Raw genomic sequence first — 25,577 nt, 5'->3', positions numbered from 1 at the left:
CGAAGTAGTATCTCAGTATATGCTGGTTGCTACTCAGCTAAGCTAATAATGATTTTCTGCAAATAAAAAAAGCCTTACTCACTATTAAAAATTAAATGGCTGGGCCAGCTGGATTCGAACCAGCGCATGACGGTACCAAAAACCGTGGCCTTACCGCTTGGCTATGGCCCAACATTATATAAACTAGTATGTACCAACACGCACATCTTATACCTATAAATACTCAATAATAAAACTAAAATGGTGGAGGGAGCAGGACTCGAACCTGCGAACCCGGTGGGAGCGGATTTACAGTCCGCCGCGTTTGGCCAACTTCGCTATCCCTCCACATAAGATGGACCTTATGGTGCCGGCCAGAGGACTTGAACCCCCAACCTACTGATTACAAATCAGTTGCTCTACCAGTTGAGCTAGGCCGGCAATTATGGTGGAGGATGCAGGGCTCGAACCTGCGACCCCTTGCTTGTAAGGCAAGTGCTCTCCCAGCTGAGCTAATCCTCCATTTGAAATGATTTTTAAAAATGGTGACCCGTACGGGATTCGAACCCGTGATACCGCCGTGAAAGGGCGGTGTCTTAACCACTTGACCAACGGGCCTTAAGATACTTTTCAGAGCTTCCAGCCGGACTTGAACCGGCGACCCCTTCCTTACCATGGAAGTGCTCTACCACTGAGCTATGGAAGCAAGTGGCTCCACCGGTAGGATTCGAACCTACGACCGATCGGTTAACAGCCGATTGCTCTACCACTGAGCTACGGTGGAATAATATGATTTAAAAACATGACGTGGCCGCGTCCTACTCTCACGGGGATCGACCCGACTACCATCGGCGCTGAAGAGCTTAACTACTGTGTTCGGCATGGGAACAGGTGTGACCTCTTCGCTCTCGCCACCACATCATAAAGTATGAGGGAAACCCTCAAAACTAGATAAGACAGGCAAGACCAAACGATTCAATTTTTGATATAGATAAGTCATCGATTGATTAGTATCCGTCAGCTTCACGTGTCACCACGCTTCGACCTCGGACCTATCGACCTCATCGTCTCTGAGGAATCTTACTTACTTGGCGTAAGGGGAAATCTCATCTCAAGGGGGGCTTCATGCTTAGATGCTTTCAGCACTTATCCCGTCCACACGTAGCTACCCAGCGATGCTCCTGGCGGAACAACTGGTACACCAGCGGTGTGTCCATCCCGGTCCTCTCGTACTAAGGACAGCTCCTTTCAGATTTCCAACGCCCACGACGGATAGGGACCGAACTGTCTCACGACGTTCTGAACCCAGCTCGCGTACCGCTTTAATGGGCGAACAGCCCAACCCTTGGGACCGACTACAGCCCCAGGATGCGATGAGCCGACATCGAGGTGCCAAACCTCCCCGTCGATGTGGACTCTTGGGGGAGATAAGCCTGTTATCCCCGGGGTAGCTTTTATCCGTTGAGCGACGGCCCTTCCATACGGTACCGCCGGATCACTAAGCCCGACTTTCGTCCCTGCTCGACTTGTAGGTCTCGCAGTCAAGCTCCCTTGTGCCTTTACACTCTGCGAATGATTTCCAACCATTCTGAGGGAACCTTTGGGCGCCTCCGTTACTCTTTAGGAGGCGACCGCCCCAGTCAAACTGCCCACCTGACACTGTCTCCGAACCGGATCACGGTCCTGGGTTAGAATGTCCGTACAGCCAGGGTGGTATCCCACCAGCGCCTCCACCGAAGCTAGCGCTCCGGCTTCTCAGGCTCCCACCTATCCTGTACAAGCTGTACCAACATTCAATATCAGGCTACAGTAAAGCTCCACGGGGTCTTTCCGTCCTGTCGCGGGTAATGCGCATCTTCACGCATAGTATAATTTCACCGGGTCTCTCGTTGAGACAGTGCCCAAGTCGTTGCACCTTTCGTGCGGGTCGGAACTTACCCGACAAGGAATTTCGCTACCTTAGGACCGTTATAGTTACGGCCGCCGTTTACTGGGGCTTCGGTTCAACGCTTCGCGCCAAGCGCTAACGCATCCCCTTAACCTTCCAGCACCGGGCAGGTGTCAGCCCCTATACTTCGCCTTACGGCTTCGCAGAGACCTGTGTTTTTGGTAAACAGTCGCTTGGGCCTTTTCACTGCGGCTCCTCGGCAGAGGAGCACCCCTTCTCCCGAAGTTACGGGGTCATTTTGCCGAGTTCCTTAACGAGAGTTCTCCCGCTCACCTTAGGATTCTCTCCTCGCCTACCTGTGTTGGTTTGCGGTACGGGCGCCTCTTTCCTCACTAGAGGATTTTCTTGGCAGTGTGAAATCAGGAGCTTCGGTACTCTAGTTCCCTCCCCATCACAGCTTGACGTTGCCGAGCGGATTTGCCTGTCTCGACCGTCTCACTGCTTGGACGCACACATCCAGTGGTGCGCTCTCCTTATCCTCCTGCGTCCCCCCGTCGTTCAAACGGAAAGGAGGCGGTACAGGAATATCAACCTGTTGGCCATCGCCTACGCCTTTCGGCCTCGGCTTAGGTCCCGACTAACCCTGAGAGGACGAGCCTTCCTCAGGAAACCTTGGGCTTTCGGTGAAAGAGATTCTCACTCTTTTTTCGCTACTCATACCGGCATTCTCACTTCTAAGCGCTCCACCAGTCCTTACGGTCTGACTTCGCAGCCCTTAGAACGCTCTCCTACCACTGATCCCTAAGGATCAATCCGCAGCTTCGGTGGTGTGTTTAGCCCCGGTATATTTTCGGCGCAGCGTCACTCGACCAGTGAGCTATTACGCACTCTTTCAATGATGGCTGCTTCTAAGCCAACATCCTGGTTGTCTAAGCAACGCCACATCCTTTTCCACTTAACACACACTTGGGGACCTTAGCTGGCGGTCTGGGCTGTTTCCCTTTCGACCATGAACCTTATCACCCATGGTCTGACTCCCAGAACAAAGTCGTTGGCATTCGGAGTTTGACTGAATTCGGTAACCCGGTAGGGGCCCCTCGTCCAATCAGTGCTCTACCTCCAAGACTTTCTATTCTGAGGCTAGCCCTAAAGCTATTTCGGAGAGAACCAGCTATCTCCGTGTTCGATTGGCATTTCACCCCTACCCACACCTCATCCCCGCAATTTTCAACTTGCGTGGGTTCGGGCCTCCAGTCAGTGTTACCTGACCTTCACCCTGGACATGGGTAGATCACACGGTTTCGGGTCTACGACCGCCTACTGCTTCGCCCTATTCAGACTCGCTTTCGCTGCGGCTCCGCTGCTTTAGCTTAACCTTGCAGACGGTCGTAACTCGCCGGTTCATTCTACAAAAGGCACGCCGTCACCCATCAATGGGCTCCGACTACTTGTAGGCGCACGGTTTCAGGATCTCTTTCACTCCCCTTCCGGGGTGCTTTTCACCTTTCCCTCACGGTACTGGTTCACTATCGGTTACTAGGGAGTATTTAGCCTTGGGAGATGGTCCTCCCGGATTCCGACGGAATTCCTCGTGTTCCGCCGTACTCAGGATCCACTCCGGAGAAAAGAAGATGTCGACTACAGGGCTCTTACCTGCTCTGGCTGATCGTTCCAGATCGATTCATCTATCCTCTTTTTTTGTAACTCCAAAGGAGTGTCCTACAACCCCAGAAAGCAAGCTTTCTGGTTTGGGCTGTTTCCGTTTCGCTCGCCGCTACTTGGGAAATCGCGTTTGCTTTCTCTTCCTCCGGGTAATGAGATGTTTCAGTTCCCCGGGTCTGCCTTCCCTTACCTATGTATTCAGTAAAGGATCCTGCTCCATTACGAGCAGGGGGTTCCCCCATTCGGAAATCTTCGGTGCACAGCCTACTTACGGCTTCCCAAAGCATATCGGTGTTAGTCCCGTCCTTCATCGGCTCCTAGTACCAAGGCATCCACCGTGCGCCCTTATTCACTTAACTATTGTCGTCGTGAAAAGACGTTAAAAAATTGATGTTTGATGTCTTGTCATCCCGTGTCGATCTCTATCTAAAGAGGATCGTCACGTTCTGATCATCTTATCCAGTTTTCAAGGTTCATTCCCGATTATAGGGTTACTTATAAAACACAATAGTATCTTTGTGTTTTAAGGGTGATTATATGGTGGAGCCTAGCGGGATCGAACCGCTGACCTCCTGCGTGCAAAGCAGGCGCTCTCCCAGCTGAGCTAAGGCCCCGTTGAAGAATGGTGGGCCTGAGTGGACTCGAACCACCGACCTCACGCTTATCAGGCGTGCGCTCTAACCAGCTGAGCTACAGGCCCATTCATCAAGATCATATTCCTTTGATCTCTCAAAACTGAACAACCAACCAGGTACGTCTTCCGTATGCGGCAGCTTCCCGACTTTCTCGAAAGAGAAAGAGGTCGCCTTGCATATGTCCTTAGAAAGGAGGTGATCCAGCCGCACCTTCCGATACGGCTACCTTGTTACGACTTCACCCCAATCATTGGCCCCACCTTCGGCGGCTGGCTCACATAATGTGTTACCTCACCGACTTCGGGTGTTGCCAACTCTCGTGGTGTGACGGGCGGTGTGTACAAGGCCCGGGAACGTATTCACCGCGGCATGCTGATCCGCGATTACTAGCGATTCCGGCTTCATGCAGGCGAGTTGCAGCCTGCAATCCGAACTGAGAATGGTTTTATGGGATTTGCTACACCTCGCGGCTTCGCTGCCCTTTGTACCATCCATTGTAGCACGTGTGTAGCCCAGGTCATAAGGGGCATGATGATTTGACGTCATCCCCGCCTTCCTCCGGTTTGTCACCGGCAGTCACCTTAGAGTGCCCAACTGAATGCTGGCAACTAAGATTAGGGGTTGCGCTCGTTGCGGGACTTAACCCAACATCTCACGACACGAGCTGACGACAACCATGCACCACCTGTCACTTGGTCCCCGAAGGGAAAACCCTATCTCTAGGGCGATCCAAGGATGTCAAGACCTGGTAAGGTTCTTCGCGTTGCTTCGAATTAAACCACATGCTCCACCGCTTGTGCGGGCCCCCGTCAATTCCTTTGAGTTTCAGCCTTGCGGCCGTACTCCCCAGGCGGAGTGCTTAATGCGTTAACTTCAGCACTAAGGGGTGGAAGCCCCCTAACACCTAGCACTCATCGTTTACGGCGTGGACTACCAGGGTATCTAATCCTGTTTGCTACCCACGCTTTCGCACCTCAGCGTCAGAAACAGACCAGAGAGTCGCCTTCGCCACTGGTGTTCCTCCACATATCTACGCATTTCACCGCTACACGTGGAATTCCACTCTCCTCTTCTGTCCTCAAGTTCCCCAGTTTCCAATGACCCTCCACGGTTGAGCCGTGGGCTTTCACATCAGACTTAAGGAACCGCCTGCGCGCGCTTTACGCCCAATAATTCCGGACAACGCTTGCCCCCTACGTATTACCGCGGCTGCTGGCACGTAGTTAGCCGGGGCTTCCTCGTTAGGTACCGTCAAGGTACCGCCCTGTTTGAACGGTACATGTTCTTCCCTAACAACAGAACTTTACGATCCGAAGACCTTCATCGTTCACGCGGCGTTGCTCCGTCAGACTTTCGTCCATTGCGGAAGATTCCCTACTGCTGCCTCCCGTAGGAGTCTGGGCCGTGTCTCAGTCCCAGTGTGGCCGATCACCCTCTCAGGTCGGCTACGCATCGTCGCCTTGGTGAGCCGTTACCTCACCAACTAGCTAATGCGCCGCGGGCCCATCTGTAAGTGATAGCTAGAAGCCATCTTTTACCTTCCTCTCATGCGAGATAAAGGATTACCCGGCATTAGCCCCGGTTTCCCGGAGTTATTCCGATCTTACAGGCAGGTTGCCCACGTGTTACTCACCCGTCCGCCGCTCATTCCACAGGTTTCACCCCCGAAGGGGATCCGCCTGCTTCCTGCGCTCGACTTGCATGTATTAGGCACGCCGCCAGCGTTCGTCCTGAGCCAGGATCAAACTCTCCATAAAAGTTAAAGTTTGACTTGCTCATTTGCACACCGAATGTGCTTGTTTCAAATTCTCTCTATTTAATAGAAAGAATATATTGACGTACTGGTTGGTTCGTTCAGTTTTCAAAGATCAAAATTGTTTTGTTTGTCGTTTTGGCGACAAGAACTAATTTATCATGCCTGTGTTATAAAGTCAATAAATTTCTTTAAAAAATTATTTCCCTTATGAAAGACAATATCATATGTGCTGCCTTTCCCGACAACGTTTAATAATATAGCATAGAATGAAAAGGATGCGCAATAACTTTTGATAAATTTCTTCTTTTTTCTTTAATTCTTTTCAAGGATACATAACATAAGGATGATTAACCATTAAAAAACTCGAAAGAAAACTTCGAGTTTTATGCGAGAAAAGGCATCTTCAAGTGAGCTAGCGCTCACGGGTAGTGGAAATAACCTAACCTGCTTCAGATAATGATGATGCCTAACCACTTCAATAGCTGGCTTTCTCTTCATCGTTAAGTGACAACCACTTTTTAATGAATCAATGTTTTTGGAATTCCTCGACTTTATCAGTTTTGCTTTTTCTTCTTGGGCATATATTGCAAACATTCCTTCTGGCTCGCAAACCTTTTAAAAAACTGGAATAGCATCTCGTACCTGTTTTCCATAGCACTTTTTATCTCGGGATCAATTCGGTGATCGCTAAGGTCGAAGGTGATTTCCTCCATTTCCCTTTTTAATAAGTACTCCATTTCTTCCCGTTCTTGTTCGTTTATTATTACACCATACATCGTAAATCCTCCCTCTCTCACATCACTCCTTTATTTTTACCCTGTTTTAAGGATTTATAGCATAGTTTGTCCAATTTTTTCATAGGTATGGAACATATAGAGGGAAAAAGGAGCTGCTTTAACGTGAGTTTTTATACGTGGAGAATGGAGAAGATAAAGCGTTATGGAGTTATCATATTCCTAGCATTATTTTGTGCCGTATTAATGTGGATTGGTCAAATGGGCCAGCTTCCTGTTTTTTCAAATGACGGAGAGCCAAAAGCTTTATCGCAAGGAAGCGAAGAACAGCCGTATATCGCGTTGACTTTCAATATTAGCTGGGGAAATGAAAAGGTGAATGGTATTTTAGAGAAACTTAAGGCTCATCAGGCAAAAGCCACCTTCTTTCTTAGCGGAAGTTGGGCTGAGCGGCATCAGGATATTGTCGAGGCTATCCACGAAGATAAGCATGAAATAGCAATAACGGGATACGAATATGAAAGCTATACAGAAATGGAACCTGAAGAAATAAGAAGAGATATTCAAAAAGCGAAGGAAGTCTTTGAAAAACTTGGCTTTGAGGATATCAATTATATAAGACCTCCGCATGGTCATTTGAACGAAGAAATATTAGCAGCAATTGAGCAGGAAGGACTTGAAACTGTTCAATGGAGTCTGAACCCTCGTGATTGGGAAAATCCAGGAACTAACGCTATTATCGATCAAATAATGGGAACAGGGGCAAAAGGGGATATCATCTTGCTTCATGCTTCTGACTCTGTCAAACAGACGGCTAAAGCGCTTGAAGTGGTCATCCCGGGGCTTAAACAAAAAGGCTTTGAATTTGTTACCATTACAGAACTAGTCAATGGCGGGAAGGCTAAGATCACCCAAGAGTAATAAGGCGGCCCATAATTTGGACCGCTTTTTTTATGCCGATTTATTACTGGCTGTTATTCGATGCAGTAGTAAAAGCTGGTAAGCATTGCAGGCGGTTAATGGAATGATCATCAGCCATACGTAAGCGCTCCCGCCTGCACGTAGAGCTGGAACCCACTCAACTGTTGTGACAACTACCATGAAAAACAGGGCAGGAACAAAAGCCTTCGAATTGGTTTCTTTTGCTTTTACCTTCGCAACTACAAGCGAAATGACAAGCAGACCTAAGGCCGTCCATAGAAAGGGCCAAACGGTTGCTTCATCCGCTGCGCGATAACGGAAATAGACAAGGTCAAAAAGCGTAAAAGCAACCAAAAATAGTTGAATCAATGGCCACATTCTACGAAAAACACCAAGCCCAAACTGATTAACTGTTAAATAAGCGAAAAAGCCCATTTGGCTAATGACGCTGAATATAAGCCCAAAACCAAGGAAAAATAACAGTACTCCGATGAGTTCAAATAACTGAAATGGCTGAAAAACCCTTGCATATGATTCTGATTTAAGTATAAAACTGGTGAGCAGTGTTAAGACCCCGCCGATTAACAGCGTTGTCAAAAACATCCTCACCCATTTTCGACTGGTCACGTTGTTTCCCCCTAAATTGCAATAAATTACCCTTTCGTATTTTATCATGAAGCGTACGATTTTTCCTTAAGCCCGCATATTTTTTTATCTGAATGCAAATAGTAAAGCAAGGAGAACAAAGGAAAGGGGACATAATTTATGTCCATATTACGCTTTATATGCCCCGTTATACTCGTTGTTTTCTTAGCCGCTTGTGGCGGTAGTCCAGAAGCCAGCGGGCAAGCGGATTACGAAACCACTAAAAAAATGATGGTTGATATATTAAAAACAGATGATGGTAAAAAGGCGATGACTGAAGTTCTTAAAGATGAGAAAATGCAGCAGTCGATGGCATTGGATTCCGAAGTTGTCAAGCAAGCCGTAAGTGAAACGCTTCTCTCGGAAAAAGGAAAAGAATTCTGGGGTAAGCTTTTTACAGACCCAAAATTTGTTCAAGAATTTAGCAAAGTTGTTGAAGAAGAACAGAAGAAACTGATGAAAGGCTTAATGAAAGACCCTGAATATCAGAAGTCGCTCATCGAACTTTACCAAAATCCTGAGATGATGGAGCAAATGCGCAAAGTGTTAGAGGGTCAAAAATTCCGAGCCCACTTAGAAAAAACCATTCAAGAGACCTTAAACAGTCCTGTTTTCCAAGCAAAAATGACTGAAACGCTACTCAAAGCTGCAGAGCAAATGAAGAGCGGGGAAAAGTCCGGACAAGGTGGACAAGAGAAGTCAGGTGGCGGCAGCGAATCAGGTTCAGGGTGAATAATCAGAAATTAAAAGCACGCAGCCTGTGTAAAGGCAGCGTGCTTTTTAATATTAGTACTTATCAATAATTTTCGCAGCCATGTTTCGATACACGACACCAATTGGATGATCGGTTTGATAGACAGACGGTGCGAATACTTCTTCTTCCTCAAATGGCTGTTGCAAAGGAATATGACCTAAAATATCTGTCTTCAGCTCGTCGGCAAGCTTAGCCCCGCCACCCCGGCCAAAGACAAATTCTTTATTGCCTGTCTCTTTACTCTCAAAGTAAGCCATATTTTCTACTACACCTAAGATTTCATGCTCTGTTTTTATAGCCATTTGACCGGCACGGGCTGCTACGAACGCAGCTGTAGGGTGCGGTGTTGTAACGATCACTTCTTTTGAAGAAGGAAGCATAGCATGAACATCCAGAGCCATATCACCAGTTCCCGGAGGCAAGTCAAGAAGAAGGTAATCTAGATCCCCCCACTCCACTTCTTTGAAGAAACTTGTCAGCATTTTGCCAAGCATTGGTCCACGCCAAATAATAGGAGAATTATCCTCCACAAAGAAGCCCATGGATACGATTTTCACACCAAAACGCTCAACTGGAATGATCTTTTCCCCGCGAACAACAGGGCGCTCTTCGACTCCCATCATATCTGGAACACTGAAACCATAAATATCCGCGTCAATAATTCCAACCTTTTTACCTAGACGTGAAAGGGCAACAGCAAGGTTAACGGTCACTGTTGATTTCCCGACACCACCTTTTCCGCTGGCAACGGAAATAAACTTCGTGCCTGTCTTGCCATCAAGCAATGAAGCTTCCTGTCCCTCTTCAGCAGCCGGCTGATACTTTTCAATCACATCATCTGGCAGCTGATCAAAACGAAGTCCTACGGTTGCAGCCCCACCGCTTTTAAGGGCATTGACAATTGTTTGCTGCAGCTCCATCTGTTCTGCTGTATTGGTTTTAGCAATTAAAACCTTAACACTTACGTGGTTTTTCTCTTCTTTAATTTTTATCTCTTCGACTCCACCGGTTTCTTCCAACGTTTTATGTAAAAACGGATCTTCGATTGGATGGAGGATATTCAGTACTTCTTCCTGTGTAAGCACGTGCGTCACCTTCCTTAGAAATGATTCAACAGTGCAAGTATAACATATCTGAAACGCTTTCTAAGTGATTTGCTTACTCCTCGGAATCTTCAGGGTACTCAAGCTCTGTAACATAGCGTAGAATGCCCCTGTACACAGATGCAGCCATCTTTCTTTGATACTCTTCACTCTCAAGTAATGTTCGTTCCTCTTGATTGGATAAGAATCCCGCTTCAACCAAGGCTCCAGGTGCTTTTGTATGCTTCAGCAGATAGATGTTAGTAAGCCCCATGGATTTCCTCGTCGTATTTTCCAGGTTCGTTTCTATTTCTGATTGAATAAATTTAGCCAAACTTTCACTTTTGTCACTTTTAGGGTTGTAAAAGGTTTGCGCTCCTCGCCACTTTTCCGAAGGGATGGCATTTAAATGTAAACTTAAGAACAAGTCCGCTTTTTTACTTTTGATAAAATCAACTCGTTTTCTAATATCTTCTGCCTTACGACGGGACAAACTACCTTCATCCGAAGAGAGATCGTTATCATCATCTCTTGTTAAATAAACGATGGCCCCTGCTTCTTGAAGATAATCCCTCAGATACTGTGAAAGCTCGAGAGTAATATCCTTCTCTTCTGTCCCATTCCTTCCTACCGCCCCACCATCGGGAGCACCGTGACCAGGATCTAATACAACGACCTTTCCAGAAAGTGGTGAAGACCAGGTTTGCCACGCATCTTTAACCTCCTGTACAGGATAGGAAATTAAGCAAACGACTCCCACTACCGCTAGTAACCACCCTATCGTCTTCATGCGCCGTATCATACTCTTTCACTCCCTTACATCTCCTACCTAACTATATGGGACAAGACATGTATATATGTATAGAATAGATCATCACCATTCCTCTATCCCTACAGCTGCAAAAGAGTAACTTTTTACCTATTCCCTTCATCCTATATTTTTTAATTTTCTAACTATTAATGATACTTATGTGGTATAGACAACTATATTGTTGTTACTTTATGATGATACTAAGTGAATGAAAGCCCTTTCATTCGAGTTTTGTCAAAATAGAAAGGAGGCACATATGAAAGCAAGAACGTCTCAGTTAACCATTTTTGCTGTGCTATCTGCCACATTGCTGTTTACAACCAATACAGAAAGGAGTTTGGAAGCAAGCGAAAAGGACGAGCCTACGATTGAAAAGCAGGAGAAGAAACAAGTCCAAGAACGAGCTCATCCCGCATTTTCTTGGGGTAATTCCGGTCCATCTTCACCCGTCTTACACCCAGGCTCAATTAAAGGGGCTGGTATGATGGAAACACCTTTGCAAGAAATTGATTCAGTTATGGGATCGATGATTACGAAAGGTGTGATGCCTGGTGCTGTCACGTTTGTAGCCCGCCGCGGTCACATCGTTCAACATGAAGCATATGGAAACGCCGTTCTCTATGAAAATGACCAAGGGAAAAAGGTAGATCATCCGATTGCCATGCAGCCTGACACCATTTTTGATATTGCCTCTCTAAGTAAAATATTCACGACAACGGCAGCCATGAAACTCTATGAGGAGGGCCTCTTTAAACTGGATGACCGAGTAGCTGATTACATTCCGGAGTTTGCTCAAAACGGAAAGGGTAACGTAACGATCAGGCAATTGATGACACATACGTCCGGGTTCAAAGCATGGATCCCTCTTTATACGATTGGCGACAGCAAGGAAGAGCGCCTGCAGTATGTTTACCAATATCCATTAGATAACCCACCAGGATCTACGTACACCTACAGTGATCTAAATATGATTACATTAGCCTCTATTATTGAACGCATTTCAGGTCAGAGCCTTGATGCTTTTGTTCAGGAAAACCTAACAGAACCTCTCAACATGACGAACACCATGTACAACCCTCCCGCAAAATTAAAACAACGAATCGCAGCAACTGAATATCAACCATGGACCGATCGTGGCCTTGTCTGGGGAGAAGTCCATGATGAAAACGCCTGGTCACTTGGAGGTGTAGCTGGCCATGCCGGTGTTTTCTCTACCGCCCATGATCTTGCGAAGCTCGGCCATATGTTTTTAAACGATGGACGCTATGGCGGCAAGCAAATTCTAGAGGCCGAGACAGTCGAATTGCTAATGAAAAATCAAATTCCTGAATTTCCCGGTAACGAGCACGGTTTAGGATGGGAACTAGCCCAAGGATGGTATATGGATGCCTTATCAGAATCCTCATCGATCGGACATACCGGTTATACAGGAACTTCGATCGTCATGAACCCGAACAACGAGACCGTAGCAATTTTATTAACGAATCGGGTCCATCCTACTCGTGATACCGTTTCAACTAATCCTGCACGTCGGCAATTCGCTCGGAAAGTAGCTGACGCCATACCTGTCAACATGCCAATGAAAGAAGACGCCTGGTTTTCTGGATACGGCGATCAGTTGAATCGAACACTAACGGCAAAGGTTTCCGTTGAAGAAAAAGCTACCTTATCCTTTGATTCATGGTACCGCATCGAAAAAGGTTATGACTTTGGTATTGTTGAAGTTTCTAATGACGGAGAAAACTGGTCCTCAATCACTGACCCGTTCACAGGATCAAGTATTTCCTGGCAGTCACAAGAAATGACCATTCCTGCTGGTACGAATTATGTCCGCTTCCGCTATAAAACTGATGGAAATACAAACGGACGAGGTTGGTATGTTACTAACTTAAGGCTTACAAGTGAGAATAGTGAATCATTACAAGTAAATAGTACAAATAGTCAATGGAAACAAAGAAGTTATTAAACCGAAAAGGAGTGGAGCGATTTGAGAAAGCGAATACGTAACCCATTCACGATGCTCATTATTATATTCGCCTTACTGTTCCCACTTATGCCAAGCACGGCAGCTGCAGACAATCATGCAGGTGTAAAAGATCTTATTTTACTTGAAAATGTCCCAGAGGTTGAGAGTTCTATCGTGGATAACGAAGTCAACCTTACCGCCTTACACATTTATGAAGACGGTCATTTTGAAATTGCAGACGTCGAAAAGCTGACGTGGTCCACCACGAACAAAAATGTTGCCGTAGTCGATGGCGGTGACGTGACTTTATCCGGTCATAACGGACGAACGTTTATTACCGTTTCAGACGGAACTTACAAAGACCGGGTTGCTATTGATCACAAACCAGCTAAAAAGCCTAACAAGAAAAAGCCTTCTTTTGAAGGGAAAATCGTTAAACAACAGGGCGATCGTTATGAAATCATCGAGCAAGCAATTGAAGGTATGACGATTAATGAAAAAATAGGTCAGATGCTCATGCCTGATTTTAGAAACTGGGAAGGAGAAAACGTGACGGAAATGCTACCAGAGATTGAGCAGATCGTTAAAGATTATCATCTCGGAGGTGTGATCCTCTTCCGTGAAAATGTTGTAACAACAGAACAAACGGCCAAGCTTGTCGCTGACTATCAAGCAGCGGCTGAAAAATACGGATTACTAATGACAATTGATCAGGAAGGTGGCATTGTTACCCGACTGCAATCAGGAACGGACATGCCGGGTAATATGGCACTCGGTGCAACAAGGTCAAGCCAGATCTCCTATGATGTCGGGGAAGCGATTGGGGAAGAGTTACATGCATTAGGGATCAATATGAACCTAGCGCCTGTATTAGACGTCAACAATAACCCGGACAACCCTGTCATCGGCGTTCGTTCTTTTGGCGAGTCACCTGAACTAGTAGCCGACTTGGGTGTTGCTTATACTGAAGGACTTCAAAGCACTGGAGTGGCTGCAACCGCAAAACACTTCCCGGGGCACGGTGATACAGCGGTTGACTCCCACCTTGGACTACCAGAAGTGCCTTACGATAAAGAACGCTTAATGGAAGTGGAACTGTATCCATTCCAACAAGCGATGGATGCTGGCGTCGACGCCATCATGACGGCACATGTTACTTTTCCAAAAATCGATGACACGAAAGTGATCTCTAAAAAGGATGGCTCAAAGATCTCTTTACCAGCTACTCTCTCTCCTAAAGTTCTGACTGGGTTAATGCGTGAGGAGATGGGTTATGACGGTGTGATTATTACGGATGCCTTAAACATGAATGCCATCGCGGAGCACTTCGGTTCCGTAGATGCTGTCATCCGTGCAGTTAAAGCAGGAACGGATATTATTCTCATGCCTGTGGGCCTTGAAAAAGTTGTTGATGGTTTACTCGAGGCTGTGGAGACAGGAGAAATCAGCGTTGAAAGAATTGAACAATCAGTCGAGCGAATTTTAACACTTAAACTGAATCGTGGGGTGATTAAATCCGAAACTGCTCCTGAAATGAATGAAATTTTAGCAAATGCCAAGAAAGTTGTTGGATCAGAAGCCCATAAACAAGTCGAACAAAAAGCTGCTGAAAAATCAATCACTCTTGTGAAAAACGAAGATGTGCTGCCACTTGGTCCATCAGCCGATGAGAAAGTAGTTGTCGTTGGTAATTCGTATAGTAACAGTTTGTATCAAGCCGTTCGTAACCATCACGAAAACACCGAGTTGATTCAGGCATCCAGTCCCTTAAACGAAGAGCAGCTGAGTCAGTTGGAAAATGCTGAAGCGATTGTAGCCGGAACCTACACGTACAATGTCAACGGTCGTTCAGAAAGCAGCTCACAAATGCAGTTAGTGAATCAACTTATTGAGAAGCTTGACACACCAGTTATCGGTGTAGGAATCCGTAATCCATACGACATTATGGCTTATCCAAGGATCGACGGTTACTTGGCTCAATATGGATTCAGAGAGGCAAGCTTTGAAGCAACAGCTGCCACGCTATTTGGTGAAAACAATCCGACTGGACTACTGCCTATTACCATTCCTGGGGAAAATGGCGACGCACTCTACGAATTTGGTCACGGTCTATCTTATTAAATTTCAAAAACATCGGGGATGGATGACCTCATCCTTGATGTTCACAAAAATGAAATGGGGAGAGTGAGTAACTGTGAAAAAGAAGCCTTTCATCCTGACGCTAATGTTCATTTTGGTCCTTTCAACCTTTTCCGCCGTTTTTGCAGACAAAGGTGATAACAATGGGAAACAAAAAGGGAAATATAAGAACTTCAAGCTCGGTGTAGAAGTTTTACTCGAAGAAGAAAAAGAGTTAATTGAAGGCAAACGCGTCGGATTGATAACTAACCCAACCGGCGTTGATCGAGAGTTAAATAGCATAGTAGATCTTCTGCACAATGATCCGGATGTTAATTTAACAGCTTTATACGGACCCGAACATGGCGTGCGCGGCAGTGCTCAAGCTGGTGAATACGTTGAGTACTATATTGACGAAAACACAGGTGTGCCCGTGTATAGCTTGTATGGTAAAACGAGAAAGCCAACTCCTGAGATGTTAGAGAATATTGATGTTCTATTATTTGATATTCAAGACGTTGGCACGAGATTTTACACCTACATTTATACGATGGCCTATGCTATGGAAGCCGCTCAGGAAAATGATATTCCGTTTATCGTTCTTGATCGTCCAAATCCACTGAGCGGCGAAAGAGTAGAAGGGCCTGTTCTCGATCCAAAATACAAATCTTTTATAGGGAACTATCCTATTCCGCTTCGTCACGGAATGACAGTCGGAGAGCTTGCGAAACTATTTAACAAGGAATTTGATATTGGGGCTGATTTAACAGTCGTTGAAATGAATAAGTGGAAACGCAGCATGTACTATGATGAAACACCATTACAGTTCGTTGCCCCATCTCCTAATATGCCAACACTTGATACAGCACTCGTTTACCCAGGCGCTGCCTTAATTGAAGGAACGAACGTCTCTGAAGGGCGTGGAACAACGAAACCATTTGAACTAATTGGTGCACCGTTCATTAACAGCACAGAACTTGCCGCTACCCTAAACGAAAAAGATCTGCCAGGGGTTACGTTTAGAGCTGCATCGTTCACACCACAATTTTCTAAACATAGCGGAACGTTGAGTCATGGCATTGAAATTCACGTGACAGATAAAGAGGCATATGAACCGATCGTAGCCGGACTGCACATTGTAAAGTCCATTCATGATCTTTATCCAAATGATTTCCAATTCCGTGCAGAGAACAGCGCAGGAATTTCCTTTTTCGATAACTTAATTGGAAATGGCTGGGTCCGTGAAGCGATTGAGAGCGGCCAGTCAGTCGAAGAAATGCAAGAGAGATGGCAAGAAGACTTGGAGGAATTCAAAGAAGTACGCGAAGAATATTTGCTCTACAAATAGTATTTGAGAGGACAACCAGCCACATCTGGTTGTCCTTTTTTATGTAATAAACTTCCACCTCAGGTCATCCAATTTATGGATGACCTGAGGTGGAAGTAAATGGGTGCGGGACTAGGTGAAACCGAGTAGGAGGGAGTGATTAATTCCCGTCCTCTCCCACCACCGTACGTACGGACCCGTATACGGCGGTTTAATAGAATTCAGACGTTAGACCAATGATTTCAGACCCATTCGATGCCAATATTGATCATTAAGCGTATGATGGAGGATAGGACTACCGGCGATTCGCAAGTAGCCTTTTCTTGCGTGCCCCCATTCAAATGCTTTGGCTTCGGATACGCCTAGTGCCATGAGATTATTTATCTTTGTCTTTGGCATCTTCCACTCTTTCCATCGAATGGTTGACTTTATCGAAGAATTTCTCCAGGTCGATATCTACGACCCATGTATAGCCTTCATTGATATAAGCTTTGGCCTGTCTCATCGCATCGTGGGCTCGTTTTCCTGGCCGGAATCCATAACTCTGAATTGAAAAGATTGGGGCATACATCGGTTGAAGATAGAGGTTGAGGGCTTGTTGGATCATCCTATCCATCACCGTAGGGATCCCTAACTTCCGTTTACCTCCGTTCGATTTCGGGATTTCGACTCGACGGACGGGAGACGGTTGATAGGTACCCTTGTGAAGTTGGTCAACAATGGAGGCCCATTCCTCTGATATCTGGGATTTCAGTTCAGAAGTGGAAACCCATCCACACCATGACTTCCTTTCTTCTTTATCACCTTTAGATAGGGACATTCAGGCTGTTTCGGTGTAGAAACTGTTCCAACATCTCATTCTTAACCTCCACGTGATCATTTCGTTCTTTTGTGTGGCGACCATCCTCCGTCCTAGATACGCCCTCGAAGACCTCACTTCTATCTCGTAGCTAGTTGTTGTATCCTGTGTCATCGGATGACGCGTACGCCAGGGAAATGGTACTCATTCTATGATTCAGCCCTTCCCTCCTCTCCCGGAGATAGAGGTACTATGGATTCGGCTGACTTCTGATGGTTCGGCGGTTCTTCAGGAATCGGTTACCGCGATGAGTACGGCGTTTCCATCAGACCTCCCCGGTAAGGACATAAACTTCCCTTCCATGTCCCTGTCTCATTTTCTGTCTGCCCCTTTGGTCGTTGCGACTTTGTTTTGTTTGGAAAACTCATCCCAGAAGTTTGTCTCCAGCTTCCTTCAGATTCCAGATCGCCCTAGACACCCTTGCTTTTGACTAACCGGCTACAACGACCTTCACCGTTCGGGACTCGAACCCTATAGCTTATGCCCATACCGGCACACCAAAAAACCTTTTTCCCAAGTAGGGAAAAAGGCTTTTGTAGTCGAGATATTAACGCTTAGAGAACTGTGGAGCACGACGTGCACCTTTAAGACCGTATTTCTTACGCTCTTAAATGTCACATATATAATAGTAGAATATAGGATATGTACAATAATTATTACGGTAGGTTCCCTTCGTTCTGAAACAAAATAAAGAGTAATTAAGAAATAATAGAAAATGAATAAAATGTGATTTTAATGTGAGCATTATGTGGTCAAAAATAACGAACCTAATAGATGAAGATTATGAAGAATTGTAAAGAGATTTCAAGTGAAGTGAAATCTCTTATCACAGAATAAAATACCTCAAGCTAGATAAAACCAAAAGCAGCCGTCCAATCCGGGTAACTAATTTTGCTCGTTTAACCATTTCAATAAAAATTCTTTTGCCTCATCAGCAGGAAAGTACCATTTCCCGCAGGTCTTCACCTTGGGAAATTCAGCATCGTAGAAATAATATTCTTTAATGGTGTTCCAACTCATACAAGTAATATATAAACAGAATTACTTGATACATCCGTAAAAATGAAAGAATTAAAGTAGTCACCGTTCATGGGAATGGGGTTATTCCAAAAGTCAAACATTTTTAGACAGTAGCGTCTACAACATATTTATTAAGATGCCCGAAATAACGACTGAACCTGCTGTTACAGTTGTAAATCCACCGATTAACATCGGGGTCAATATTTCATTTAATATCATTTCCTCCTCCTCTTTATTCCTACCGACGCTTCTACTGATTTCCTCACATATAAGATAATCACCAGGAAAACCAACTGTAGCGGTTAGTGCGACAGGAAGACCTTTTAAAGGATCCCATTTAAACAATTTGGAACCTATAAATCCGCCGCCCCTAAAATTCCGACAAATATAATCAGGAAGGTTTCAGGAAGATAACCAATAAACATACTAAATGTAGTCTCATTCATCGTTTCAATAATCAAAAAAACTAGTCCCGCCATACCGACTGTGAAAGCATTAGCACGCTCCATGACACGGTCTGGATAAAATCCGATTAGTCTTCCACCGATCCCAATAGCTAAAGCCCACAAACTATATGGTATGCCAGTAAATTGATCTAAAACCACTGCAATTGAACTCCCGACAAATAGCTGAAAAAGAAGAATAAGGTTGGTTTGATATTTTTTTGGAATCAAAGTAGCATCTCGTTCCCCTACTTTTTCTGTATCGGTATCATTTTCTACTCCCACTTCCAATGCGGATGCTGTATAGGTTCCGGCATCTACTGATTTCTGAAACTTTAATGCATAACAAATTCGCGGATAGAGGCATACCAAATAGCGATTGGAATGATAGGATTAAAGCTCGTATTACCACCAGACTTGCTAATCCTACCTCTTTTAGTCCTTCAGAGGTTACCAGAAAAGCAATCACTCCGCCGGTTAATGGTCAAGCCCCTGCAACGGCGGTTTTATACCCATACACCATGGAAATTAAAAGAAGAACAAGACCAGCGCCAAAGATAATTCCTATCAAAGAAGTAGCTACAGCCTTCCATTGACTACGAATAGCTTTGAGGGGGATCAATGTACCCATATGAATAATTATTGGAGCTGTACCTAATACGGCACCAACTTCAACGAATTTTGAATCCCCGATAAGGCCCTTTGGAATAATTCCCGTCCAAATTAACAAAAGATACCCTATAATGGCCATTAGGAACATAGAAACCCTTGCCCGCGTAAGTATAGAAATAATTTCACCCATAGCTATCAATGCCAAGATAATCATGGCTGCTACAACTGGCTCATTTATCATTTTTCCAAACTCCTTTTATACTTATTTTGGTTAAAAGTCAATTAAGTTTCCTTACATCAATTTTTTATTTATTTCCCGACTCACCTAACAATCTAAAAGATGATTGGACAAACAATTCTAAACCAATTTCTAATGCATCTTCATCAATGGAAAAACGTGGGTGATGGTGTGGGTGAATAATCCCCTTGTTCTCATTTCCTGCACCAACAAAGATGAAGCAACCTGGTATTTCGTCTGTAAATGCAGAAAAGTCTTCGCCGGTCATAAGCGACGATGGTTTTAGTAAAGTATCTTCTCCCCATACATCAATTATTGTTTCCTCGATTACTTCCCTTACCCTATTGTCATTCACAACTGAACCATAGCCAAAATGATAATCGACTTCAAATGATGCATTATGTGCTTCCGTAACTCCTTTCACAATCCTTTCAATTAAACTAGGAATTTGTTGCCGAAGCTCCGGATTTAAGCTTCGTATGGACCCACTTAAGAGAGCCGTATCAGGAATCACGTTGTCAGCGGTTCCGCTATGAAACTTCGTCACGGATAAGACTAGTTTTTCGAGCGGATCAAGATTTCTTGAGACGATATGCTGAAGGTTGTTGACCACTTGTGAACCAACTGCAATTGGATCAACCGTCGCATGGGGCTCCGATGAATGGCCGCCTTTTCCTTTAATTTTAATTTCAAATGTATTACTTGCAGAGGTAGCTGGCCAATGACAAACCCCAATTTTACCAACTTCAACAGGCGATGTTAGATGAATCCCAATAACTTGATCCACTCCATCCATCACCCTAGCTTTCACCATTTCTTGTGCACCACCTGGGAATAACTCTTCAGCGTGCTGAAAAATAAAACGAATTTCCCCTTTGATGTTCTCCTTTAATTGAGTTAATAGTTTTGCTGCCCCAAGTAGCATCGCCGTATGCCCATCATGTCCGTTTCAGAAGCACCAAGTTCATTGGCTTGATCAATAACAAAGTTCATAACGGCAGAAGAGGTCGGCTTGAATTGTAGCCGACTTGCCAGAAAAGCATAGGACACGTATGCACAAATAAACATATTAGCTCTCACATGGTGTGTCCGTTGGAAACCGAGCGAAACCCAATGACTTACTGGTAATTGTCAAAGCGTACTTTGCTTTGCTAGTGCCAGTTAGCCTAATTGGTTTTGCCGATATCCTTTGCTTTTCGCCTGCCCTTGATGGAGTCACGAACAAAGAATGTATAATTGGGAGACACAAAGAAGAAAGGTACGAAATCACAGCAAACAATAACGGTAAAGAAACAGCTTTTTTCTTTTTCAAGGGTTCGATGCCCGCAGAAAAAGAATGAAAGCGAAAAAAATAATGCTGCAGCCAATTGGTTTTGATTGGCCGCAGCATTAAGGTTTTGAGCGAACTATTTCAGCGTACTTTTGGTTTGTAAGGATTCGATGCCCGAACAAAGCGTATAAAGTTTTTAGTTAAATAATTGGAGTCAAACGAAAGTAAACGACACGATTTCCGACTTCAGGAGGAAATTCACCTTTGAAGGGGATACGGAAACGATTCGAAGAATGAGAGGTCACTATGGTGTTACTCCGAGATACCATTCAGCAGAGTTCGATACCCTAAGGAATGGAAACTAAGAAATGGCATTAGGTCCAGTAATAAATTGGAATATTAATATGAGGATGAAATGGATATAATTGGTAGTAAGCAAAAAAAGGATAAGATAACTATGATGAATGTCATAAAGATTGATATTGTTTTATTTACTGTTGTAGCCGTCTACTTTGCGATCCCTTTTGATGATACTGTCTATATACATACCATTGCTTATGAAGTAAACACGGCCGTGATCATTATCAGTTCTTTAGTAAACATTGTTATGTCGTTTTGTATTTACATGTATTTGAAATATACAGGGGATAGGAATGAAAAATTACCAATCCCCTTGGGCAGCGTTGCTTTGGTCGTTTGCACTACCCGGGTTCGGGCAACTGTATAACCGAGATTACATCATTGCTTTTACCTTAATAGCTTTAGAACTAATTATAAATTATCTATCTAATCTCAATTTATCCATCTTACATACCTTTCATGGTCACTTTGCTCATTCTCATAGTGTGGTTAAATTTCAGCATGGATTGTTTTATCCGTCTATTTGGGGATTTTCCATGTGGCAAGCTTTTAACAAGGCGAAAAGAATGAATGGTGACGGATCCAAAGTTTACTTGACGGGGTTGTTGTTTGGGCTAGTGGCCGGCATGAATATCAGCCTGTTCGCTCATCATATCCTGCCTAGTCCTGTGTATTCGGGTCTAGCAACCGGAGTTATAGGAGCTGCTATTGGAAATATAGCCGAAAAATTGATCAATAAGGTAAGGAACAAATAGAAAGACTTATTTAGTAGAAACGTTGTTTTTGAGGGAATCAAAAAAACACAAGTATCTTTATGGTAAAACACTCAATTGTTCAGTACAAAAAAAGTATCTGCTTTTTACGACATTAAGCCGCATTTCTCAACGGAAGAATGCGGCTGTTTTATTAAATAGTTTTTTGTTTTTAGTCAACCGTTCATTGGTGAGTTGAGAATAAGTTCCAAAAAAGTTGAATCGTTATTCCGCCGCAATCGCGCTCTTTACAAGGAAATGCTTTAAAGAAACTATTCACCTGATTTAGCTTTTTTAACCAATTCCGAAGTCCTACGACGTCTCTGTGTCTTTAGAGGTAGCGTCAGGAAAAACGTTAGGGAGTTTGAAAAAATAGATCATTACTTTTTTGATAAGTTGAAGACGATGCGGTAATTACCATAGAGAATGAGAAAAATGATGGGATATAGAATCATGGAGTAAGTATGATGCCAACCATTATAGTAAAAAAATCCAGTTTGTAGCATGCCCCATTCAAATACAAGGGCAAAGATGGACCAGCCAAGGATATAAAGTCCTTTGATGATCAGGGAACGTTGGACGGGAAACCAATTAATATACATCATATTGGCGGAAAAATAAGTAATTGTCACAGCTATAAAGCCTTCTAAATCAATCCCTTTGTTGAAATAACCATACAAGTCAAGCCATATATCAAAGATGTTATCGATCACAAGGCCAAATGTAATGGCAAAACAGGATGTGCCGTATAACACAATAGCAGGCTGACCCTTGCGCATGATGACGGCAATAACAAACTGTAGGATAAGGATGACCCATATGATTATCATAATGACACCCCGTTTAGCGATTTCGAATTAAGACTGAGTTATTGTCCATCTTGGCAACGCCAAGAGCAAGATTATCCCAAAGAACTTCCTTCACCATTTGATTTTGATCGTTATCACATTAGACAATGAGAATGAATCCCGACGCCTTCCTCTTAGTTTCCTCTGTTTTTTTGCGTTTTTGTGTTGACCCATACATCGATCAAACATCCTAAGGCTAAGCCCATTCCCCAAACGATCGGTCCCCATACTAGTCGAAAGCCAATACTTGCACCAATGACTGAAAAGACGATTGCGAGGGCATCTCTAAAGCAGAGAAGGTGTAACGTCAGGAAAATGCGGCTTTACAGCGTTAAGGATTTGAAAGATAAAAATCCTAATCCCTAATATTCCTTGTTTCTGTTTTTCTGAAATAAACAGAGAGCAAAAAAAGTAATAAAATAGATAATTTGAGTAAGACTAAAGTAATAAACATAACGGAGGAATGTTACATGCCTGAAAAACCTGCAATCACGTCATCCGAACTTGGCGTTCTATGGCTGACATACCAAGAGAAAACAATGATTATGCGGATGCTTGAGTACTTTATTGAAAAAGCCGACGATGATAAAGCTAAAAAGATCATGGTTGATTTATATAATGAATTAGACCCTTATGTTGAGAAAATAACAGAAATTTTAAAGAGTGAGGGAGCTGCAATCCCAGTAGGGTACACCTCAAAAGATGTCAATAAGGATGTTCCAAAACTATATGACAATGGTTTTGATATCATGTTTGTCCGATTACTAAAAGAAATTAGTATGGGACTGCATACGCTAAACTTAAACATGTCATACCGTGAAGATATCATAATGATCTTTAAGGATCTTACCGCGATTACTCAGGCAACCTATAATTCCTGTACCCAGTATTTGCTTGAAAAAGGTATGATTGCTCGATCACCTTATACTTCAATGCCTGGTTCAGTTGAGTTTGTTAAAGATAAAAACTATCTGGGTGGACTTAACCCACTGACTAAAGTTGGTAAGAAACGAACATTAAATACAGTAGAAGTTGCTTATATTTATCATGGTGTTGAAACAAATGTTGTTGGGTTACAAATGATTACTGGTTTTGCTCAATGTGCCAGTAACCAAGAAGTCAAAAAGTTCTTTTCAAAAGGCGCAGAGCTATCCAAAAGTATTATTAAAGAGATGAGTGAAACGTTTCTCGAAGACGGCATCCAAATCCCTTCTTCCTCGGGTGGACATGCGACCGGTTCAACCGTCCCCCCATTTTCGGATAAACTCATGATGTATTGTACCAGTCTTTTTTGCAGTTTTGCCATGGGGGCAATTCATTAGGAACTGCCTTTAGTCAACGAAACGACCTTGCAGCAAAAATGACATTTTTCACGAAGGATACTTACGAATATGCTCATGAAGGTGCAAAGATCATGATTAAAAACGGATGGATGGAAGAACCGCCGCAGATGGAAGATCGCAGTAAACTAGAGCAATAAAGTCTATGGAGTCTAATTGTTTCGCCCAATCTTTTTGCGGCACGAAGAAGGAGTAGTGGTAATGGAATAACATCTACGATTATTTAGGACGGGTAATATGAATCAAAATAATAAGTATGAAAGGTTACTTTGGAGTATTGCATTGCCGGGTTTTGGCCAAGTTTTAAATGGTAAAATTCTTAAAGGATTACTTTTCATTACATTGGAATTTATGATTAATGTTCAATCCAACTTTAATGAAGTGATTTTTTAAGTTTTCATGGGGAAATGGAAAAAGCGATTCAACAAATTAATTATCAATGGTTAATGTTTTATCCTTGTTTGTACTTTTTTGCGATGTGGGAGCCTACAAAGATGCGGGGGAGGGAAATCATCATATACCTTTTTGCCATTTGCCTTTTCCGCCTATTTTGTAACAGTGGGTCTAATTTTTTCGAACACCTTCAAGATGATGGGACTATTATTCGGTCCTGTATGGTTACCCATGTTGTCCGTGGTGCCAGGGGTAGTAGTTGGACTACTACTAAAAAAGTGGATGAATAACCTACTGTTAATCAATACTTTAAAATATAACAAAAAGAATCTATTGGAGTCTCGCCAACATTTTGAAAAAACCCTACGTTAAGAGTGAAAACAACGTTATGACAACAATTTATACTACGTTAATCATCTTTTGTGAAGTGAATTCATTGAGATAATAGACGTTTTCAAATTAATTTTCGGTAATTTGGTTTGGTTTACTTCACAGAAAGCCTGTTCTGTGAAGTGAACTTACCTTACCGTATGAAATTGTTAAATAGTTAGCGTGTCCTCCTATTACCTGGCCCGTTTGCTGAACTATTGGAAATAGGCCGTTTCATTTGCTTTATTTTCCAAAGTGGCCCCACATTCTTCGAATCGTTTCCATACCCCGGGTTAAGAAAAAAAGAACAAAAAAAAGGGCTTTTTCGCTCGACGCTTTGGCAAGTGAACGAAAAAGCCCATAAATATTTAGTCCTGGTTTATCCAAGGATTTATTATTCTATTTTTAAATCCAATCAGTTTAAAAAAGGACATTACAACGACTCGTTATTTTTCCTTCTCTACGGATAAAGGGATCACTTCCCAATGGACGTTATCGACAGTAATCGCATTTAACTCATCTTTCATCACGATAGCATCTCCAAACGTATGAAATATTTTGAGGGTGTCCGTACCTGAATGATGAAGTTCTTTGGGTGGTTTGGTACCATGGGAGATTAATTTATACGGCATGGAATACATACACGTCCTATTCTATTAAATATTTTCTTTCCCCATTGTAAACGCTCTATAGTAAACGTATCTTGTATGAGCCCTCTTAATAGAGTTTCAATTTTACACATCTATTGATAATCATGCAAATTAACGACAAGTAAGAAAAGAGTAAACACCATCA

At 43.6% G+C, this 25,577-nt stretch carries 18 protein-coding genes, 9 tRNA genes, 3 rRNA genes and 4 pseudogenes; 9 read left to right on the top strand and 25 right to left on the bottom strand.

Annotated elements, in window-relative coordinates:
• Positions 1 to 96: 96 nt before the first annotated feature.
• From MUO14_RS13395 to MUO14_RS13335, 13 genes are all read right to left on the bottom strand, one after another.
• Positions 97 to 171 (bottom strand) — tRNA-Gln (locus tag MUO14_RS13395).
• A gap of 70 nt (positions 172 to 241) precedes the next feature.
• Positions 242 to 327, bottom strand: a tRNA-Tyr gene (locus MUO14_RS13390).
• A gap of 17 nt (positions 328 to 344) precedes the next feature.
• Positions 345 to 420, bottom strand: a tRNA-Thr gene (locus MUO14_RS13385).
• Positions 421 to 425: 5 nt separating this feature from the next.
• Positions 426 to 501: transfer RNA gene (locus MUO14_RS13380), tRNA-Val, on the bottom strand.
• A gap of 21 nt (positions 502 to 522) precedes the next feature.
• Positions 523 to 597 (bottom strand) — tRNA-Glu (locus tag MUO14_RS13375).
• 16 nt (positions 598 to 613) lie between these two features.
• Positions 614 to 685 (bottom strand) — tRNA-Thr (locus MUO14_RS13370).
• 3 nt (positions 686 to 688) lie between these two features.
• Positions 689 to 763: transfer RNA gene (locus MUO14_RS13365), tRNA-Asn, on the bottom strand.
• A 21-nt stretch (positions 764 to 784) separates the two neighbouring features.
• Positions 785 to 898: ribosomal RNA gene (gene rrf, locus MUO14_RS13360) — 5S ribosomal RNA — on the bottom strand.
• 68 nt (positions 899 to 966) lie between these two features.
• A 23S ribosomal RNA gene (locus MUO14_RS13355) occupies positions 967 to 3,888 on the bottom strand.
• 179 nt (positions 3,889 to 4,067) lie between these two features.
• Positions 4,068 to 4,143 (bottom strand) — tRNA-Ala (locus tag MUO14_RS13350).
• Positions 4,144 to 4,152: 9 nt separating this feature from the next.
• A tRNA-Ile gene (locus MUO14_RS13345) sits at positions 4,153 to 4,229 on the bottom strand.
• Between the two features lie 123 nt (positions 4,230 to 4,352).
• Positions 4,353 to 5,921: ribosomal RNA gene (locus MUO14_RS13340) — 16S ribosomal RNA — on the bottom strand.
• The 16S, 23S and 5S rRNA genes sit together here with 9 tRNA genes alongside, the layout of an rRNA operon.
• Before the next feature lie 553 nt (positions 5,922 to 6,474).
• The gene (locus MUO14_RS13335) at positions 6,475 to 6,696 is read right to left on the bottom strand and encodes a hypothetical protein (protein WP_244751170.1); all 222 of its coding nucleotides are present in this window, start codon (positions 6,694 to 6,696) and stop codon (positions 6,475 to 6,477) included.
• Between the two features lie 123 nt (positions 6,697 to 6,819).
• On the opposite strand from MUO14_RS13335, the gene pdaB reads away from it, so the two are divergent.
• Positions 6,820 to 7,575: a polysaccharide deacetylase family sporulation protein PdaB gene (pdaB, locus tag MUO14_RS13330; RefSeq protein ID WP_244751169.1), complete on the top strand. Its 756-nt coding sequence runs from the start codon at positions 6,820 to 6,822 to the stop codon at positions 7,573 to 7,575.
• A 30-nt stretch (positions 7,576 to 7,605) separates the two neighbouring features.
• Here the strand turns inward: pdaB and MUO14_RS13325 are convergent, their stop codons facing one another.
• Positions 7,606 to 8,202: a KinB-signaling pathway activation protein gene (locus MUO14_RS13325; RefSeq protein WP_244751168.1), complete on the bottom strand. Its 597-nt coding sequence runs from the start codon at positions 8,200 to 8,202 to the stop codon at positions 7,606 to 7,608.
• Between the two features lie 138 nt (positions 8,203 to 8,340).
• Between MUO14_RS13325 and gerD the strand changes: the two genes are divergently transcribed.
• Entirely contained in the window at positions 8,341 to 8,952 is a 612-nt protein-coding gene (gene gerD, locus MUO14_RS13320; RefSeq protein WP_244751167.1) for a spore germination lipoprotein GerD, read from the top strand.
• A 54-nt stretch (positions 8,953 to 9,006) separates the two neighbouring features.
• Here the strand turns inward: gerD and MUO14_RS13315 are convergent, their stop codons facing one another.
• Positions 9,007 to 10,059 (bottom strand): Mrp/NBP35 family ATP-binding protein, encoded by a 1,053-nt coding sequence (locus tag MUO14_RS13315; protein WP_244751166.1) that lies wholly within the window; start codon positions 10,057 to 10,059, stop codon positions 9,007 to 9,009.
• Between the two features lie 73 nt (positions 10,060 to 10,132).
• Positions 10,133 to 10,858 carry an N-acetylmuramoyl-L-alanine amidase CwlD gene (gene cwlD / locus MUO14_RS13310; protein ID WP_244751165.1) on the bottom strand — a complete coding sequence of 242 codons (726 nt, stop codon included), beginning with the start codon at positions 10,856 to 10,858 and terminating at the stop codon, positions 10,133 to 10,135.
• Positions 10,859 to 11,123: 265 nt separating this feature from the next.
• On the opposite strand from cwlD, the gene MUO14_RS13305 reads away from it, so the two are divergent.
• The 3 genes from MUO14_RS13305 to MUO14_RS13295 all read left to right on the top strand — a co-directional run bounded on the left by MUO14_RS13305 (position 11,124) and on the right by MUO14_RS13295 (position 16,299).
• On the top strand, positions 11,124 to 12,833 hold the full coding sequence (locus tag MUO14_RS13305) for a serine hydrolase domain-containing protein (protein WP_244751164.1): 1,710 nt from the start codon (positions 11,124 to 11,126) through the stop codon (positions 12,831 to 12,833).
• A gap of 51 nt (positions 12,834 to 12,884) precedes the next feature.
• Positions 12,885 to 14,954, top strand: a complete 2,070-nt coding sequence (locus tag MUO14_RS13300) for a glycoside hydrolase family 3 protein (protein ID WP_396265843.1) — start codon at positions 12,885 to 12,887, stop codon at positions 14,952 to 14,954.
• Between the two features lie 103 nt (positions 14,955 to 15,057).
• Complete coding sequence (locus MUO14_RS13295; RefSeq protein WP_244755580.1) at positions 15,058 to 16,299, top strand: exo-beta-N-acetylmuramidase NamZ family protein; 1,242 nt, start codon at positions 15,058 to 15,060, stop codon at positions 16,297 to 16,299.
• 207 nt (positions 16,300 to 16,506) lie between these two features.
• Here MUO14_RS13295 and MUO14_RS24785 read toward each other — a convergent pair whose 3' ends face one another.
• The 7 genes and pseudogenes from MUO14_RS24785 to MUO14_RS13270 form a co-directional block, all read right to left on the bottom strand.
• Positions 16,507 to 16,677 (bottom strand): hypothetical protein, encoded by a 171-nt coding sequence (locus MUO14_RS24785; protein WP_396265571.1) that lies wholly within the window; start codon positions 16,675 to 16,677, stop codon positions 16,507 to 16,509.
• Between the two features lie 19 nt (positions 16,678 to 16,696).
• A pseudogene (locus MUO14_RS24780) lies at positions 16,697 to 17,082 on the bottom strand (reverse transcriptase domain-containing protein); the annotation flags it as partial.
• Positions 17,083 to 17,684: 602 nt separating this feature from the next.
• Positions 17,685 to 17,744: pseudogene (gene rpsI, locus MUO14_RS24775) on the bottom strand (30S ribosomal protein S9); the annotation flags it as partial.
• A gap of 766 nt (positions 17,745 to 18,510) precedes the next feature.
• Entirely contained in the window at positions 18,511 to 18,885 is a 375-nt protein-coding gene (locus MUO14_RS13285; protein ID WP_244751163.1) for a hypothetical protein, read from the bottom strand.
• Between the two features lie 199 nt (positions 18,886 to 19,084).
• Entirely contained in the window at positions 19,085 to 19,453 is a 369-nt protein-coding gene (locus MUO14_RS13280; RefSeq protein WP_244751162.1) for a hypothetical protein, read from the bottom strand.
• A gap of 64 nt (positions 19,454 to 19,517) precedes the next feature.
• Positions 19,518 to 20,375 carry an amidohydrolase gene (locus tag MUO14_RS13275; protein WP_244751161.1) on the bottom strand — a complete coding sequence of 286 codons (858 nt, stop codon included), beginning with the start codon at positions 20,373 to 20,375 and terminating at the stop codon, positions 19,518 to 19,520.
• Positions 20,348 to 20,518 carry a hypothetical protein gene (locus tag MUO14_RS13270; protein WP_244751160.1) on the bottom strand — a complete coding sequence of 57 codons (171 nt, stop codon included), beginning with the start codon at positions 20,516 to 20,518 and terminating at the stop codon, positions 20,348 to 20,350. The genes MUO14_RS13275 and MUO14_RS13270 overlap by 28 nt, the downstream gene beginning before the upstream one ends.
• A gap of 617 nt (positions 20,519 to 21,135) precedes the next feature.
• Between MUO14_RS13270 and MUO14_RS13265 the strand changes: the two genes are divergently transcribed.
• Both MUO14_RS13265 and MUO14_RS13260 read left to right on the top strand, forming a co-directional pair.
• A complete protein-coding gene (locus MUO14_RS13265) occupies positions 21,136 to 21,447 on the top strand; it encodes a hypothetical protein (RefSeq protein WP_244751159.1) in 312 nt (103 codons plus the stop codon).
• Positions 21,374 to 21,835 (top strand): hypothetical protein, encoded by a 462-nt coding sequence (locus MUO14_RS13260; RefSeq protein WP_244751158.1) that lies wholly within the window; start codon positions 21,374 to 21,376, stop codon positions 21,833 to 21,835. The genes MUO14_RS13265 and MUO14_RS13260 overlap by 74 nt, the downstream gene beginning before the upstream one ends.
• Before the next feature lie 377 nt (positions 21,836 to 22,212).
• Here the strand turns inward: MUO14_RS13260 and MUO14_RS13255 are convergent, their stop codons facing one another.
• Positions 22,213 to 22,662, bottom strand: a complete 450-nt coding sequence (locus tag MUO14_RS13255) for a hypothetical protein (protein ID WP_244751157.1) — start codon at positions 22,660 to 22,662, stop codon at positions 22,213 to 22,215.
• A gap of 488 nt (positions 22,663 to 23,150) precedes the next feature.
• On the opposite strand from MUO14_RS13255, the pseudogene MUO14_RS13250 reads away from it, so the two are divergent.
• Positions 23,151 to 24,160: pseudogene (locus tag MUO14_RS13250) on the top strand (DUF3231 family protein).
• Between the two features lie 97 nt (positions 24,161 to 24,257).
• A pseudogene (locus tag MUO14_RS13245) lies at positions 24,258 to 24,785 on the top strand (hypothetical protein).
• 443 nt (positions 24,786 to 25,228) lie between these two features.
• Here MUO14_RS13245 and MUO14_RS13240 read toward each other — a convergent pair.
• Complete coding sequence (locus MUO14_RS13240) at positions 25,229 to 25,414, bottom strand: hypothetical protein (protein ID WP_244751156.1); 186 nt, start codon at positions 25,412 to 25,414, stop codon at positions 25,229 to 25,231.
• Between the last annotated feature and the right edge of the window lie 163 nt (positions 25,415 to 25,577).

This window comes from Halobacillus shinanisalinarum (assembly GCF_022919835.1).
Taxonomy (GTDB): domain Bacteria; phylum Bacillota; class Bacilli; order Bacillales; family Halobacillaceae; genus Halobacillus_A; species Halobacillus_A shinanisalinarum.
This window is presented reverse-complemented; position numbering and strand designations above follow the sequence as displayed.